14 protein-coding genes are annotated in these 14,174 nt (G+C 71.6%); 9 read left to right on the forward strand and 5 right to left on the reverse strand.

The features are described 5' to 3' along the window. Positions 1 to 82: 82 nt before the first annotated feature. Complete coding sequence (locus ACZ6AA_RS04275) at positions 83 to 343, reverse strand: UBP-type zinc finger domain-containing protein (protein ID WP_468451654.1); 261 nt, start codon at positions 341 to 343, stop codon at positions 83 to 85. 46 nt (positions 344 to 389) lie between these two features. Between ACZ6AA_RS04275 and ACZ6AA_RS04280 the strand changes: the two genes are divergently transcribed. Then, positions 390 to 1,988: a Na+/H+ antiporter gene (locus ACZ6AA_RS04280; RefSeq protein ID WP_471456164.1), complete on the forward strand. Its 1,599-nt coding sequence runs from the start codon at positions 390 to 392 to the stop codon at positions 1,986 to 1,988. A gap of 48 nt (positions 1,989 to 2,036) precedes the next feature. Here ACZ6AA_RS04280 and ACZ6AA_RS04285 read toward each other — a convergent pair whose 3' ends face one another. From ACZ6AA_RS04285 to ACZ6AA_RS04295, 3 genes are all read right to left on the reverse strand, one after another. Then, entirely contained in the window at positions 2,037 to 2,948 is a 912-nt protein-coding gene (locus tag ACZ6AA_RS04285) for a 1-aminocyclopropane-1-carboxylate deaminase/D-cysteine desulfhydrase (RefSeq protein WP_468451658.1), read from the reverse strand. A gap of 97 nt (positions 2,949 to 3,045) precedes the next feature. Further along, positions 3,046 to 3,636, reverse strand: a complete 591-nt coding sequence (locus ACZ6AA_RS04290; protein ID WP_468451660.1) for an N-acetylmuramoyl-L-alanine amidase — start codon at positions 3,634 to 3,636, stop codon at positions 3,046 to 3,048. 145 nt (positions 3,637 to 3,781) lie between these two features. Beyond that, positions 3,782 to 4,015: a hypothetical protein gene (locus tag ACZ6AA_RS04295; RefSeq protein WP_385721078.1), complete on the reverse strand. Its 234-nt coding sequence runs from the start codon at positions 4,013 to 4,015 to the stop codon at positions 3,782 to 3,784. A gap of 369 nt (positions 4,016 to 4,384) precedes the next feature. On the opposite strand from ACZ6AA_RS04295, the gene ACZ6AA_RS04300 reads away from it, so the two are divergent. The 8 genes from ACZ6AA_RS04300 to ACZ6AA_RS04335 all read left to right on the forward strand — a co-directional run bounded on the left by ACZ6AA_RS04300 (position 4,385) and on the right by ACZ6AA_RS04335 (position 12,105). Continuing rightward, entirely contained in the window at positions 4,385 to 5,791 is a 1,407-nt protein-coding gene (locus ACZ6AA_RS04300; RefSeq protein ID WP_471456166.1) for a family 2B encapsulin nanocompartment shell protein, read from the forward strand. Positions 5,792 to 5,939: 148 nt separating this feature from the next. Further along, positions 5,940 to 7,031, forward strand: a complete 1,092-nt coding sequence (locus ACZ6AA_RS04305; RefSeq protein WP_468451747.1) for a family 2 encapsulin nanocompartment cargo protein polyprenyl transferase — start codon at positions 5,940 to 5,942, stop codon at positions 7,029 to 7,031. Positions 7,032 to 7,436: 405 nt separating this feature from the next. Further along, positions 7,437 to 8,036, forward strand: a complete 600-nt coding sequence (locus tag ACZ6AA_RS04310) for a GNAT family N-acetyltransferase (RefSeq protein ID WP_471456168.1) — start codon at positions 7,437 to 7,439, stop codon at positions 8,034 to 8,036. Between the two features lie 202 nt (positions 8,037 to 8,238). Then, positions 8,239 to 8,838, forward strand: coding sequence for a dihydrofolate reductase family protein (locus ACZ6AA_RS04315; RefSeq protein ID WP_468452599.1), 600 nt, complete (start codon positions 8,239 to 8,241; stop codon positions 8,836 to 8,838). A 44-nt stretch (positions 8,839 to 8,882) separates the two neighbouring features. Then, the gene (locus ACZ6AA_RS04320) at positions 8,883 to 9,260 is read left to right on the forward strand and encodes a hypothetical protein (RefSeq protein ID WP_471456170.1); all 378 of its coding nucleotides are present in this window, start codon (positions 8,883 to 8,885) and stop codon (positions 9,258 to 9,260) included. Positions 9,261 to 9,314: 54 nt separating this feature from the next. Continuing rightward, positions 9,315 to 10,250: a hypothetical protein gene (locus ACZ6AA_RS04325; RefSeq protein ID WP_468452595.1), complete on the forward strand. Its 936-nt coding sequence runs from the start codon at positions 9,315 to 9,317 to the stop codon at positions 10,248 to 10,250. A gap of 14 nt (positions 10,251 to 10,264) precedes the next feature. Then, the gene (locus ACZ6AA_RS04330; protein ID WP_471456172.1) at positions 10,265 to 10,900 is read left to right on the forward strand and encodes an HAD-IA family hydrolase; all 636 of its coding nucleotides are present in this window, start codon (positions 10,265 to 10,267) and stop codon (positions 10,898 to 10,900) included. Between the two features lie 254 nt (positions 10,901 to 11,154). Next, a complete protein-coding gene (locus ACZ6AA_RS04335) occupies positions 11,155 to 12,105 on the forward strand; it encodes a sigma-70 family RNA polymerase sigma factor (RefSeq protein ID WP_468452591.1) in 951 nt (316 codons plus the stop codon). Between the two features lie 3 nt (positions 12,106 to 12,108). Here the strand turns inward: ACZ6AA_RS04335 and ACZ6AA_RS04340 are convergent, their stop codons facing one another. After that, positions 12,109 to 14,166 (reverse strand): GTP-binding protein, encoded by a 2,058-nt coding sequence (locus ACZ6AA_RS04340; RefSeq protein WP_471456175.1) that lies wholly within the window; start codon positions 14,164 to 14,166, stop codon positions 12,109 to 12,111. Positions 14,167 to 14,174: the final 8 nt, after the last annotated feature.

Genomic DNA, 14,174 nt, shown 5'->3' on the forward strand with positions numbered 1-14,174 from the left:
TAAGCCTACGGGTACGGACAGTGGCTAGGGGTTTCGCGGACCCAATTGGAAAGAACGAGCGTCGGGTTGACGTACCCAGGCCTCAGACGATCGAACCGTCGACAAAGCACCAACGCCAGTCCTCGCCCGGCTCGAAGGTCCGCATCACCGGATGGCCGGTCTCCTTGAAGTGCGCCGTCGCGTGCTGGAAGGGCGAGGAGTCGCAGCAGCCCACGTGCCCGCAGAGCAGACACAGCCGCAGCTGCACGGGGTGGCTGCCGGCCGCGAGGCATTCCAGACACGTTTCGCTCAGGGCGGCCGGTTCGGGGTGGGGCAGCGCGCTGACGTGCGAGCACTCGTTCATGATGGCCAGGTTACGACGGGAGAGCGGACCGCGGAGGGCCTTGCCGATGGACGTACTGCCCCTGGTGGCGCTGATCGCCGCGAGTGCCGCGGTCGCGGGTGCCGCCCGCAGGACCCCCGTCCCCGCGCCGCTGCTCCTGGTGGGCGTGGGCCTGATCGCGGCGTACGTCCCCGGGGTGCCGGAATACCACCTCGACCCGCACGTGGTGCTGCCGCTGATCCTGCCGCCGCTGCTCCACACGGCCGCCCTGGAGAGCTCGTATCTGGACCTGCGGGCCAACGTGCGACCCGTCGCGCTCCTCTCCGTTGGTTACGTTCTGTTCGCAACGCTGGTCGTCGGCTGGCTCGCGTATCTGCTGATCCCCGACCTCCCGCTGACCGCCGCGCTCGTCCTGGGGGCGGTGATCGCGCCGCCGGACGCCGTCGCGGCCACCGCCATCGCACGCCGTGTGGGACTGCCCTCGCGCATCACGACGATCCTCCAGGGCGAGTCCCTGGTGAACGACGCCACCGCGATCACCGCCTACAAGGTGGCGCTCGCGGCGGCCGTCGGCGAGGGCGCGAGCTGGGGCGGCGGCATCCGGGAGTTCCTGGTGGCCGCGGTCGGCGGGATCGGTGTGGGGCTGATCCTGATGGTGCCGATCCACTGGCTGCGCACCCACCTGAAGGAATCGCTGCTGCAGAACACGCTGTCGCTGCTCATCCCCTTCGTCGCGTACGCCGCCGCGGAGCAGTTCCACGCCTCCGGAGTGCTCGCCGTGGTCGTGGTGGCCCTCTACTTGGGGCACCGTTCCTGGCAGGTCGACTTCGAGACGCGACTCCAGGAGGCCGCGGTCTGGAAGGTCGTGGGCTTCCTCCTGGAGTCGGCGGTCTTCGCGCTCATCGGGCTGCAGCTGCCCGTGGTGCTCGGGGAACTCGGCGAGTACAGCGTCGGGCAGGCGATCTGGTACGCCGTCGCGGTGTTCGTGTGCGTCGTGGTGGTGCGCTTCGTGTGGTCGTATCCGGCGACGTATCTGCCGCGCGCGCTGTCGGCACGGATCCGCGAGCGCGAGGGGGACATGGACTGGCGGCGGCCGCTGATCGTCAGCTGGGCCGGGATGCGGGGTGTGGTGTCGCTGGCGATCGCGTTCTCCATTCCGTTGATGACGGACGACGACGAGCCGTTCCCGGGCCGCAACCTCGTGCTCTTCCTGACCTTCACGACGGTCATCGGGACGCTGGTCGTCCAGGGACTCTCGCTGCCGTGGCTGATCCGGGTCCTGAAGGTGCCCGGGCGGGACACGCAGGCGCAGACGCTGGCCGAGGCGCAGGCCCAGAACGCCGCCTCGCAGGCCGCGGAGGCCCGCCTGGGGGAGCTGATGGAGGACGAGCGCAACCGGCTGCCAGGGCCCCTTGAGGACCGTCTGCGCACCGTTCTCGAACGGCGCCGCAACTCGGTGTGGGAGCGGCTCGGCCAGTCCAACCCCGTCACGGGGGAGTCCGCGGACGACACCTACCGCAGGCTCACGCGCGAGGCGATCGCCGCGGAGCGCGAGGTGTTCGTACGGATGCGGGACGAGCGGCGCATCGACGACGAGCTGCTGCGGACCCTGCTGCGCAAGCTGGACCTGGAGGAGGCGGCGGCCCACCGGGAGATCGAGGAGTGAGCGGAGGCCGCCGCGCGAGGCCGGTGCGGGCCGGGCGAACCACGGGGGTCAGCCGGGCGGCGTGCCCGTGACGACGGCCGTGACCGTCGTCCCCGGGGCGAACGCGCCCTCTTCGGAGAGTGCGGTCAGCGCGTACAGGAGCTTGGCCACGTACACGCGCTCCACGGGGAGCCCGTGGCGCTGCTCGAAGTCGTCGGCGAAGGCGGTGAGTTCGCCGGTGGTGCGGGCGTAGCCGCCGCAGTGGAAGCGCTCGTCCAGGGTCCAGTTGGTGCCGGGGGCGCCGAAGGCGGCGCGCTGCAGGCCCGCTATCTCGGGCCCCAGGAAGCCGCCCTTGAGGACGGGTATGCCGAGCGCGCGCTGGCCGGGTGCGAGGCCCGCGGCGAGGCCCGCGAGGGTGCCGCCGGTGCCGCAGGCGACGGCCGCGACGTCGGTGCGGTCGCGCAGCTCCGCGCCCAGGGCCGTGCAGCCCTGGACGGCGAGGGAGTTGCTGCCCCCTTCAGGGATGACGTACGCGTCCTCGGTGGCCGTCCGCCGCTGGAGCGCGGCCAGGACCGCGGGATCCGCCTTCTGCCGGTACGTCGATCTGTCGGTGAAGTGCAGCCGCATGCCGTCCGCCGCGCACTGGGCGAGGGACGGGTTCAGCGGGCGGTCGGCCAGTTCGTCGCCGCGCACTACGCCGACGGTGGCGAAGCCCAGCAGGCGGCCCGCGGCGGCGGTGGCGCGCAGATGGTTGGAGTAGGCGCCGCCGAAGGTGAGCAGCGTCCGGTGGCCCGCCGCGCGCGCCCGCTCCAGGTTGAGGGCGAGCTTGCGGTACTTGTTGCCGGGCAGGTCCGGGTGTATTCGGTCGTCGCGCTTGAGGAGAAGGCGGACGTCGCGGGCCTCGAAACGAGGGTCTGAGACCGGCTGGAGCGGGGTGGGGAGCCGGGGCCGCAGGGCGGAGGCGGGCGGGGTGGGGCGCACCCCGCCATTCTCCCTCGTGGTGGGCGGGCCGGGTCCGGTGGAGCATGGAGAAGCGGAGGTGGGGGGTTGGGGGAGTGCTTGGCCGGGGCCTCGCGGGCTACTTCAGTCGCTCTCCGATCCGCTCCCGCATCGCGTCCATCGTGAACCCCTTGGGGTCGATCTTGCCGGGCTGCCACTCCAGGTGACCGATGACGGAGCGCTCGGTCCACCCGTGGTGGCGGCAGACGGCGGCCGAGACCTTCTCGATGGCGTCCAGCTGCTCATCGGTCCAGGGGTCCTCGCCGTCGCCCAGGTTCTCGCACTCGAAGCCGTAGAAGTGGCGGTTGCCGTCGGTGTTGGCCTCGTTGTCCGGAGGGAGGCGCTTCTCCGCGATGACGGCTCGCAGGACGTCGTCGTCGCCGAGTCCGGCGTGGTTGGAGCGGCCGTAGCCGACTAGGTGGACACGGCCGTCCTTGGTGATGACGCCGTGGCAGAGCGGGCCGGGCAGGGTGGAGTGGCCGTCGCGACAGATGCGCACGGTCTGCTCGGTGCCGGACGTGACCGTGTGGTGGATCATCACGCCGTGCACCGGGCCCCAGGGGCCCACATGGTTGCGGTTGTGCTCGCGCCAGTTGCCGACTTCGACGACCGTGACGCCTTCTTCTCTCAGTAGATCCAGGAACCTGTTCGCGGACATGGGTGGGGCCATGACCGCCTCCTTTGCGGGCGCGACGGTCGCCTGTCGCGCACCGCCTCGTACGCAGCTTGTACCGGAACCGCCGGTGCCCGAACCATTTGTTCGGGCACCGTGCGAGTCGATCCGGTCAGCCGGAGGGCTGGTCGGCGCGGGTCGGTCAGGCGCGCAGGAAGCCGTCGCCGTGCGTCGCGATGTGCGTCTCCAGGGCGGAGAGCGCCTGCTGGGTGGCGTCCGGAGTGCCGCTGCCGCGCCGCTCCGCGTAGTACGCCGCGCCGAGCTGCTTGAGCAGGTCGTTGCCCGCTCGCTGCGCCTGCACGTCGTCCAGCTTCTGCTTGCCCTGGGTGAGACCCTGCTGCACCTGTTCTCTGGCGCGGTCCAGGAAGCCTGCCATGTCGCTTCTCCCGATGGTTCGGTGCTGATGGTGCGTACGCTGCGCTCGCCCTTGTGAACGAACGCACGGATCTTGGAGTTCCCCTTCGTCCCGTCGCCGTACCCGGTGGGCGCCCGCGTCAGCCGGTCGGCCCGCACCTCAGGGGTTGGCCGGAATCATTCGGCTTGGCGGCTGATATTCCGCTTCTGGGCATGCGTGGAGCGCCGCCGTCGAGGGTCCTGGACGGACGTACGAGGGATCGGGCCTGGTTAGCGGCAACGTGCCCCGTCCGCCTCGATCCATTCCCGCTCTTTTGTGTAATGGCGCCCGTACTCACCGTGCTGGAAGGGTTGCGATCCAGGTCAGCGCATCATTGGGAGGGCATCGTCCATGTCGGTAGGCGAAGAGATCCGTTCGGAGCAGGACCAGCCGCAGCAGAGCCTCGGCACATCCGCCGCGCGGAATCTGGCCACCACCACCAAGTCCGCGCCGCAGATGCAGGAGATCAGCTCCCGCTGGCTGCTGCGGATGCTGCCCTGGGTGCAGGTGCAAGGCGGTACGTACCGCGTCAACCGCAGGACGAGCTACTCGGTCGGGGACGGCCGTGTCACGTTCGTCAAGACGGGGGACCGCGTCGAGGTCATCCCCGCCGAGCTCGGCGAACTGCCGGTGCTGCGGGACTTCGAGGACCAGGAGGTGCTCACCGAGCTGGCGCGCCGCTGCCAGCAGCGCGAGTTCGAGGCCGGCGGGGTGCTCACGTCGTTCGGCAGCCAGGCGGACGAGGTGTTCCTGCTGGCGCACGGCCGCGCCGAGAAGGTGGGCACGGGGCCCTACGGAGACGACACGGTCCTCGGCACGCTCGCCGACGGCGCGTACTTCGGCGAGCAGGCCCTCGTCGACCCGGAGACCATCTGGGAGTACACGGTCCGCGCGGTGACGGCCTGCACGGTCCTCACGCTCCCGCGCCAGGACCTGGAACAGGTCGCGGAGCGCTCCGAGTCCCTGCGCGCCCACCTCGACCGGCTGCGGTCCATTCCGGCCCAGCGGACCAACAACTACGGAGAGGCCCCCATCGACCTCTCCGCCGGCCACGTGGGCGAAGCGGTCCTGCCGGGCACCTACGTGGACTACGAGGCGCGGCCGCGTGAGTACGAACTGAGCGTCGCCCAGACCGTGCTGCGCATCCACACGCGCGTGGCCGACCTCTACAACCAGCCGATGAACCAGACCGAGCAGCAACTGCGGCTGACCGTGGAGGCCCTGAAGGAGCGCCAGGAGCACGAGCTCATCAACAACCGCGAGTTCGGACTGCTCAACAACTGCGAGTACGACCAGCGTCTGCAGCCGCACGACGGCGTGCCGAGCCCCGACGACATGGACGAACTGCTCACGCGCAGGCGCGGATCGAAGCTGTTCCTCGCGCATCCGCGCGCGATCGCCGCGTTCGGCCGCGAGTGCAACAAGCGCGGCCTCGTCCCCGAGACCATCGATGTGTCCGGCAACCGCATCCCCACCTGGCGCGGCGTGCCGATCTTCCCGTGCAACAAGATCCCGGTGACCGAGGAGCGCACCACCTCGATCATCTGCATGCGTACGGGCGAGGAGGAGCAGGGCGTCATCGGACTGCACCAGACGGGCATCCCGGACGAGATCGAGCCCAGCCTGTCCGTGCGCTTCATGGGCATCAGCGACCAGGCGATCATCTCCTACCTGGTGTCGACGTACTACTCCGCGGCGGTCCTCGTGCCGGACGCCCTCGGCATCCTGGAGAACGTCGAGATCGGCCGGTGGAGGTGAGACCACGCCCTGTCGGGACGGGCGGCGGGCCGCCGCCCGTGTCCACGGGGACGCCAGCGGGTACACCCCTGGCGTACGCGCCCGCAGGCCCAGGATCCGCCACCGTCCGCCGCCCCTCCGGAGTGAGTCCATGACGGACACCACGGACATGACGGAATGCGCGCCCCGCCCGCGCGGGCAGGTCCTCGGGGAGGGGTACGAGGCCGCGGACATCCTCACGTCGACGCGGCTGTGCGTCGACCCGGAGCTGCGCGCCGCGGTCGAGTCGCTGCCGGGTTCGCTGCGCCGCATCGCCCTGTACCACTTCGGGTGGGAACACGCCGACGGCACGCCCGCGGCAGGGAACGCGGGCAAGGCCATCAGGCCCGCCCTCGTCCTGGCCGCGGTGCGGGCCCTCGGCGGGGACCCGCAGAGCGCGGTCAGGGCGGCCGCGGCCGTGGAGCTGACCCACAACTTCACACTGCTCCACGACGACGTCATGGACCGCGACACGACCCGCAGGCACCGCCCCACCGCGTGGACCGTGTTCGGCGACTCCGACGCGATCCTCGCCGGGGACGCGCTGCAGGCCCTTGGACAGCGGCTGCTCGCCGAGGACCCCCACCCCGGGGCCCGGGAGGCGGCCGCCCGCCTGGCCGAGTGCGTCGTCGAACTGTGCGCCGGGCAGTACGCCGACTGCGCCCTGGAGAGCCGGGCCCCGGACGAGGTCTCGCTGGCGGAGTGCCTGGCCATGGTCGAGGCCAAGACCGGCGCGCTCCTCGGCTGCGCCTGCGCGATCGGCGCGGTGTACGCGGGCGCGGGGGCCGACACGGTGGAGGCGCTCGACGGGTTCGGGCGGCAGGCCGGGCTCGCCTTCCAGCTCATCGACGACGTGATCGGCATCTGGGGGGATCCCGCGCGCACCGGCAAGCCCGCGCGGGCGGACCTCGCCGCCCGCAAGAAGTCGCTGCCGGTGGTCGCCGCGCTGGCCTCCGGCACGCCCGAGGGGGCGGAGCTCGCCGGAGCGTACGGCCGGAAGCCGGACCAGGGCGACGGGGCGTGCGGCCGGAAGCCGGACCAGGGCGACCTGGAACGGATGGCCCGTGCCGTGGAGGGGGCCGGGGGCCGGGACTGGGCGCAGCTCCAGGCGGCGGACCGGATGTCGCGGGCGCTCGGGGAACTCGCCCGCGCGGTCCCCGACCCGGAGCGTGCGGGTGGCCTGCTGGCGCTCGCGGAGTTCGTCACACGCCGGTCGCACTGACCGTCCGGGGGCATCCCGGCGGGGCGTGAGAGGGGGCGCTCCGCCGGGAGTTCGACGGTCGTCCTGGGCAGCCGGTGATGCGGGAGGGGGTGGGGGCGGTGCCGGTCGGCGTGCGGTCAGGGGTCGTACGCCGACCGGCTCGCCGTGTGTTGCGGGGCGGGTGAGCCGAGAGGCGGGCAGCCCGGTGGCCGCCCCCGAAGCAGTGTCCGCGTGACCGTCGTCGTGCGTGAAATGAACACTTAGGCTGCAACCGGCGGCGCTAGGACTGGGGTTGGTGGGTCGGGAGTGGGCGTGGCCCTGGGCTGGCGGGTCTGGAGTGGGGGGTGGCCCGGGGCCGGTGGGGCTGGAGTGGACGGGCCCGGGGCGAGTTCGGCGAGGCGAGGACGAGGCGAAGGGGGAGACGTCGTGGGCGTGCCGATCCGGCGAGCCGAGGAGAGCGACCGGGCCGAGGTGGTCGGGCTGCTCGACGAGGCGTTCATGCGGGATCCGGTGAGCAGTTGGCTGTTCCCGGACGAGCGGTGGCGGCGGAAGCGGCACGGTGGGCTGATGGCGGCCTTCCTCGACATGGCCTTCGCCGAGGGGTACGTGGACATCGCCGAGGACGGCTCGGGCGTCGCCCTGTGGTGGTCGGTGCCCGCGGGTCCGGCACCCGAGGAAGCCGCCGACGGGCCCGCGCGACTGCGGCAGGCCGTCGACCCGGACAACGAGCGCGTCGAGACGATCGGCCGGCTGACGTCGGGCATCCACCCGTCCGACCGGCCGCACCAGTACCTGCACATGATCGGCGTGAAGCCGGAACGGCAGGGCGAGGGCATCGGTTCGGCGCTGGTCGCGCCGGTGCTCGCGCGATGCGACCGCGAGGGGCTGCACGCCTACCTGGAGGCGAGCAGCGCGCGAGGCCGGGAGCTGTATCTGCGGCTCGGCTTCACCGACCTCGGCGACGCACTCGACCTGCCGGACGGGCCGCGGATGTGGCCCATGTGGCGTGAGCCGCAGGTGGTGTGAACCGGCCCCGGTTCGGCCCCGGAGTCGGTCCTGGCGCAGGGCGTCAGGACCCCGGGGCCGATTTTTTGTGCCTGCTTCCAAGAGATTCCAAGAAACACTTGAAACCACTGCGGATGAAGCACTATAAATGCAGTTGTTCGAGTCGAGGTGGCCCCGGTCACCCCGCCTCACCCCTACTGTCATCTGCGGAAAGAGAATCAGCTTGCGAAAGCTCACCTACTTCGTCGCCGTCTCGATCGACGGGTTCATCGGTGACCCGAGTGGCGACGCCAACTCCTTCATGTCGTTCGTCGACGAGGAGTTTCTGGGGTTCCTCAAGTCCGAGTACCCGGAGACCGTCTCCGCCACCGGACGCAGGATCCTCGGCTTCGGCGACGACGTGCCGAACCAGAAGTTCGACACCGTCGTCCAGGGCATGGGCAGCTACCAGCTCGGCCTGGACGAGGGCGAGCCGAGCCCGTACGGCCACCTGCGCGAGTACGTCGCCTCGCGCAGCCTCGGGACGTCGCCCGCCGCGAACGTCGAGATCATCGCCGACGACCTGCTCGGCAAGGTCCGCGAGCTCAAGGCCGAGGACAGCGAACTCGGCATCTGGCTGTGCGGCGGCGCGCAGATCGCCGGTCAGCTGGTCGACGAGGTCGACGAGCTGGTGCTCAAGACCTATCCGGTGCTGCTCGGCTCGGGCATGCCCATGTTCGCGGGCGTGGAGTCCGCGGTCAGCGAGTTCGAGCTGACCTCCTCCCGGGTCTTCGGCAACGGCGTCGTCGTCCGTACGTACTCCCGCAAGCGCGGGAAGGACTGACCGCTGGACTGTCCGACCTCGGGGAATCGCCCTACCCTGAGGTCATGGGCAGCGATGGACGCCGGTCCGGCCCCCGTCCGCAGAGCGACCCCGTGTGCAAGCACTGCGGACGGCCCGTCGGTACGGCCATCAAGCGGCGCAAGGTTCTCGGGGCGTACGTCCCGGTGTGGGGCCCGGCTCCTTGCCGCAACCAGGAGTGCGACGCGTGCGTCGTCGACGAGCCGGACGCGAAGTCACGGGCGAGCCGCGGACACAAGAGCAAGCGCAAGTACGGACATCTGCCGAGGCATACCCCGGAGGCCGACACCAAGGCCGCTCCGGGGCCCGGCGAGAAGCCCGCGCCGACGATCGACCTGGAGGCAGGCGCGACCGCGGCCGACCCCCAGGCCGAACCACGAGCGGAGCCGCGGTCCGGCCCCTAGCCCGGCCCTCCGTGGCACCCCCGACTGTCAGTGGGCGCGGTTAGGGTTCTGCGCATGAAGGTGACGTGGGGGGTGCGAGGGTCGCGTCGTGTGGCCGTCGCGGTGGCCGTCGTGGCACTGGCGGCACTCGTGGGGTGCGGATCCGTGACGGGCGGCTCCGGCGGGGACGCCGCGCGTGACTCGGGAGTGCCCGAGGTCGACGACGAGAAGGACCTGTCCGGACTGCCCCTGGAGCGGTACGAGTTCAGCGCGCGTGACGACGAACTCCGGGAGCAGGCGACCGCCCGCTTCACCCAGCGGTGCATGCGCTCCCGCGGCTTCGCCGACTTCCCCCTGCACTGGCGCGAGCAGGACATCGAGATGTCCCACCGCCTGCTGGCGGTGGCCATCTCGACGACTCTGTACGGCTCCCTGGACCTCGACGCCGCACGCACCCGGGGCTATGGCATCGACCGCGACGCGCTCAAGAAGTTCCAGAAGAAGCGCGAGCCGAAGGGACGCCTGGTCACACGGGACGAGTACGGCGCGCTGAACGACGGCAAGGACGGCTGCGCCCAGGTCGGGGCGCGGCGCGTGCTGGCGGGCGTCAAGGACGAGACCCGCATGACGGCGTACGTCGTCGGCAGGCGCGAGGCGATAGACAAGGCCGTCGCCAAGGACCCGCGGATGCGCCGCGCCCTCGCCACCTGGGCGGACTGCGTCGTCGACAAGGGCTTCAGGCGGTACGCGAGCCCGGAAGCGGCCTTCCGCGACAAGGCATGGCATCGCGGCGACAACGGCGACACCCGGCACACCGGGCGCGAGCGGGACACGGCGGTCGCCGACATCGAGTGCAAGCGCGAGCACAACACCGCCGGGGTGTGGCGGACCGTCGCGGCCGAACGGCAGCGACGCGACATATCCCGGCACAGATCCGCGTACGAAGCCGTGCGCGCCGACCAGGAAAGGGTGCGGTCGACCGTGCGGAGCGTGCTCGGAGCCGGTGGATGAACGACCACAGGCGTATGTCCCCCCTTCCGTTCGACGCGGTCCTCACCGACCTCGACGGCGTCATCCGCTTCTACGACATGTCGGACGTCGCCGAGCTCGAACGCGCCGCCGGACTGCCCGAAGGCGCCACCGCGGAGGTCGCGTTCGCGCCGGAGACCGATCTGCCGCTGATGCTCGGGCGGATCGGCAAGGCGGAGTGGGCCGAGTCGATCGCCGCCGGACTCACGCGCGGGCACGGGCTCGCCCCGGCGCGCGGGCGCGAACTCGGCATCGCCCTGGCCGAATCCAAGTTCTGGGCCGACCAGACGGTCGTCGGCCTGCTGCGGCGGGCCCGCGCGCACGTACGGGTGTCGATCGTCACCAACGCCACCCCCTGGCTGGACGACGACCTGGCACTGCTCGGCCTCAACACCCTTGTGGACGACGTGGTTTCCAGCGCCGTCCTCGGCGTGGTCAAGCCCGACCGTCGCATCTACGAAGTCGCCGCCGAGCGCGTGGGCGCCGAGCTCACCCGCTGTCTGTTCGTGGACGACCGCCAGGAGAACGTGGACGCGGCCGTCGCACTGGGCATGACGGGCGTGCTGTACCGGGGACCGGACGACCTCAGGGCCGCCCTGGAGCCCGTGTTGGGCCGACAGCTGCTCCGGTAGCCGCTCCGGGGGTGTGCGCATCGCCGGGCGTGCGGGGACGGGGCGTTCCCGGCCCCGGGCCCCACCCGGTGTCGCCCGCCCGTACGGGGGCGTCGACGTCCTTCATGGCAATGTCCTCCATGTCACATCGGCGAGATCACTGCTGTCGCATCGCTTCATGGTCTGCTGGTCAGCACCCGCTGTGTCGACCCGCGGCGCACCGTCGTCGTCGGTACGTCACTGCTACGACGGATCACGGCAAAGGAATGTGACGGATGGACGGAAGAGATCTTCTGGCACAGCGCTTCGAGGAGCACAGGCCGCGCCTGAAGGCGGTCGCGTACCGCATGCTCGGCTCCCTGAGCGAGGCCGAGGACGCCGTCCAGGAGACCTGGTTGAAGCTCAGCCGCGCCGACGACGAACGCGTGGAGAACCTGGGCGGCTGGCTCACCACGGTGATCGGCCGCGTCTGCCTCGACCTGCTGCGGTCACGCAAGCAGCGCGGCGAGCAGCCCCTGGACGTCCCGGGGACCGAAACGCACGTGCCCGACCCGGAGGTCAGCCCGCTGCCGGGCGGCCGGGACGTCGTCGACCCCGAGCAGGAGGCCCTGCTCGCGGACTCGGTGGGGCTCGCGCTGCTGGTCGTCCTGGACACGCTGAGCCCCGCCGAGCGCCTCGCGTTCGTGCTGCACGACATGTTCGCCGTGCCGTTCGAGGACATCGCGCCCATCGTCGAGCGGGCCCCGGCCGCGACCCGGCAGCTCGCCAGCCGGGCCCGCCGCCGGGTGCGCGACGCGGACCGCAGGCCCGGCCCGGACTCGGACCGCACGCGCCAACGCCAGGTCGTCGAGGCCTTCCTCGCGGCCGCCCGCAAGGGCGACTTCGACGCGCTGCTCGAACTCCTCGATCCGGGCGTGGTGCTGCGGGCCGACGGCGGCGGGGCCGAGGGGCTCTCCCGGCTCGTGCGCGGTGCGACCGCGGTGGTCGCCGGGGCGCGCTCGTTCGCCACGCTGGCGCCGACCACGTATCTGGCGCTGGTCAACGGCAAGGTGGGGCAGATCGCCGTCCACAACGGAAAGCCGTTCTCCGTCGGGGAGTTCACCGTCAGGGACGGCCGGATCGTCGAGATCAACATCCTGGCGGACCAGGAACGGTTGCAGGACCTGGTGGACGAGCGGACGGTGGCAGCGGTCACGTCGGCGGGGCCCGCGGGCGGCGCCGACTGACCCTCACCCCACCCGGGTCCGCCGCGTGACCCGCTGCACGTACTCCTTCCGGTCCAGCGGATTGTGGTCCGTGCGCGGGCGCGCCGGCGGCGTCCCGGTCACCGGCGCGTAGTGGTCGAAGGCGGACTCCAACTCGCCCTCGCCGCGTGTCAGTCCGGGCAGCGCCTGCTCGAGCCCGTGCACGCGCGCGGCGGGGATCACGCCGTCGATGACGTACACCGACCCGTGCGCCGTCGGCGCGTGCGGCACCGCGCGCAGCCGCCCGAGCGCGGGCAGCAGCGTGCCGAACACATCGGCGGGCGCGGTGAGCCGGAACCGGTGCATCGGCTCGTGCACCCGTGTCCCCGCCCGCCGCAGCGCGTCCATCAGGACGAGCGGCGTGAGCTGGCGGAAGTCACCGGCCGTGCTCGACATGCTCTTGTCGAAGACGGCGTGGGCGTGGCTCTGCCGCGGCCAGTACCCGGAGTGCGTCATCGTGACGAGGCAGTCGGGCACCTCCCATCCGTGCAGGCCCTGCGTCAGCGTCTCCTCGACTGTCTCCTCCACCGCTTTGAAGAACGCGTAGGGCATGGAGCCGAGTTCCACCCCGAGCCGGAATTCCACACCCGTCCCGGCCGGGGCGGGCTCCACCCGCAGCCCCACCGTGGCGAGGAACGGATTGGGGTCGGTGTCGATGAACTCCGCGTGCGCGCCGGTGCCGACGACCCGCTCCACGCACAGGGTCGTACTCTCGCGGAAGTCGACGCCGATGCCGAACTCGTCGGCGAGCGTGGCCTCGATGACCTCCTTCTGCACCTCGCCGTACAGGGACACGGAGATCTCCTGCCGCAGCGCGTCCTGCCGCAGGTCGATCAGCGGGTCCTGCTCGGCGAGCTGGGTCAGCGCGGCGTGCAGGGCGCCCCGGTCGGCGGCGTGCCGGGGCGCGACGACGGTTTCGAGGGTCGGCGGGGCGAAGTGGTGCGCGGCGGTGTGCCGTTCGGGTACGTGGCGCGGGTCGCCGAGCACGTCCCCGATGCGTACACGGTGCAGCCCCCACAGCTTCGCGATCTGCCCGGCGGCCACGGCGTCGCGCCGCACGGCCGCGCCCCGCTCGAAGACGCTGACGGCGGTGACCTTGCCGTCGAGACCGGGAAGCGCCACCCGGTCGCGCACGCGCACCGTGCCCGAGAAGAGCCGCGCGTACGCGACCTTCTCGCCCGAGGGGCCGCGTTCGACCTTGAAGACGGTGCCCGCGACGGGCCCGTCCGCCGCCCCGGCCGCCGCGGGCAGCAGCTCCTTGACGGCGTCGGTCAGCGCGCCCAGGCCGGTGCCGGTCATGGCCGAGCCGAAGAACACCGGGTGGACCTGGGCCCGTCGGGTCTGGTCCGCGAGGGCCGCGCGCAGCCCGCCGGGCGTGAGGGTGGCGGCGTCTCCCTCGACGTACGCGGACAGCAGCGTGTCGTCGCGCTCGGCGAGGACTTCGGTCAGGCGGGCGGTGAAGAGGGGGTCGTCGGGGGCGTACGGGACGTAGTGCGCCGCGTGGGAGCCGGGGGCGCGCACCGTGCCCATAGGGATGACGACGGGCGTCAACTTCCGCGCCAGTTCGGCGAGTACGCGCTCGGGGTCCGCGCTGCGGCGGTCCACCTTGTTGACGAACACGAGCGTGGGGATGGCGAGTCTGCGCAGCGTACGCATCAGGACGCGGGTCTGCGCCTGGACGCCCTCGACGGCGGACACGACGAGCACGGCACCGTCGAGGACGCTCAGGACCCGCTCCACCTCGGCGATGAAGTCCGGGTGGCCGGGGGTGTCGATGAGGTTGACGGTGACGTCGTCGATCGCGAAGGACACGACCGCCGACTTGATGGTGATGCCGCGCTGCCGCTCCAGCGCGAGGGAGTCGGTCTGGGTGCTGCCGGCGTCGACGCTGCCGATCTCGTCGATGACTCCGGCGGAGTGCAGCAGCCGCTCGGTCAGGCTGGTCTTACCGGCGTCTACGTGCGCCAGAATGCCCAGGTTAAGGGTGTGTTGGTGCTTCTCGTGCTTCTCGTGCTTCTCGTGCTGATGCGTGTGCGATTGCACTAGGCGTC

Source organism: Streptomyces sp. NPDC040610, from assembly GCF_055594065.1.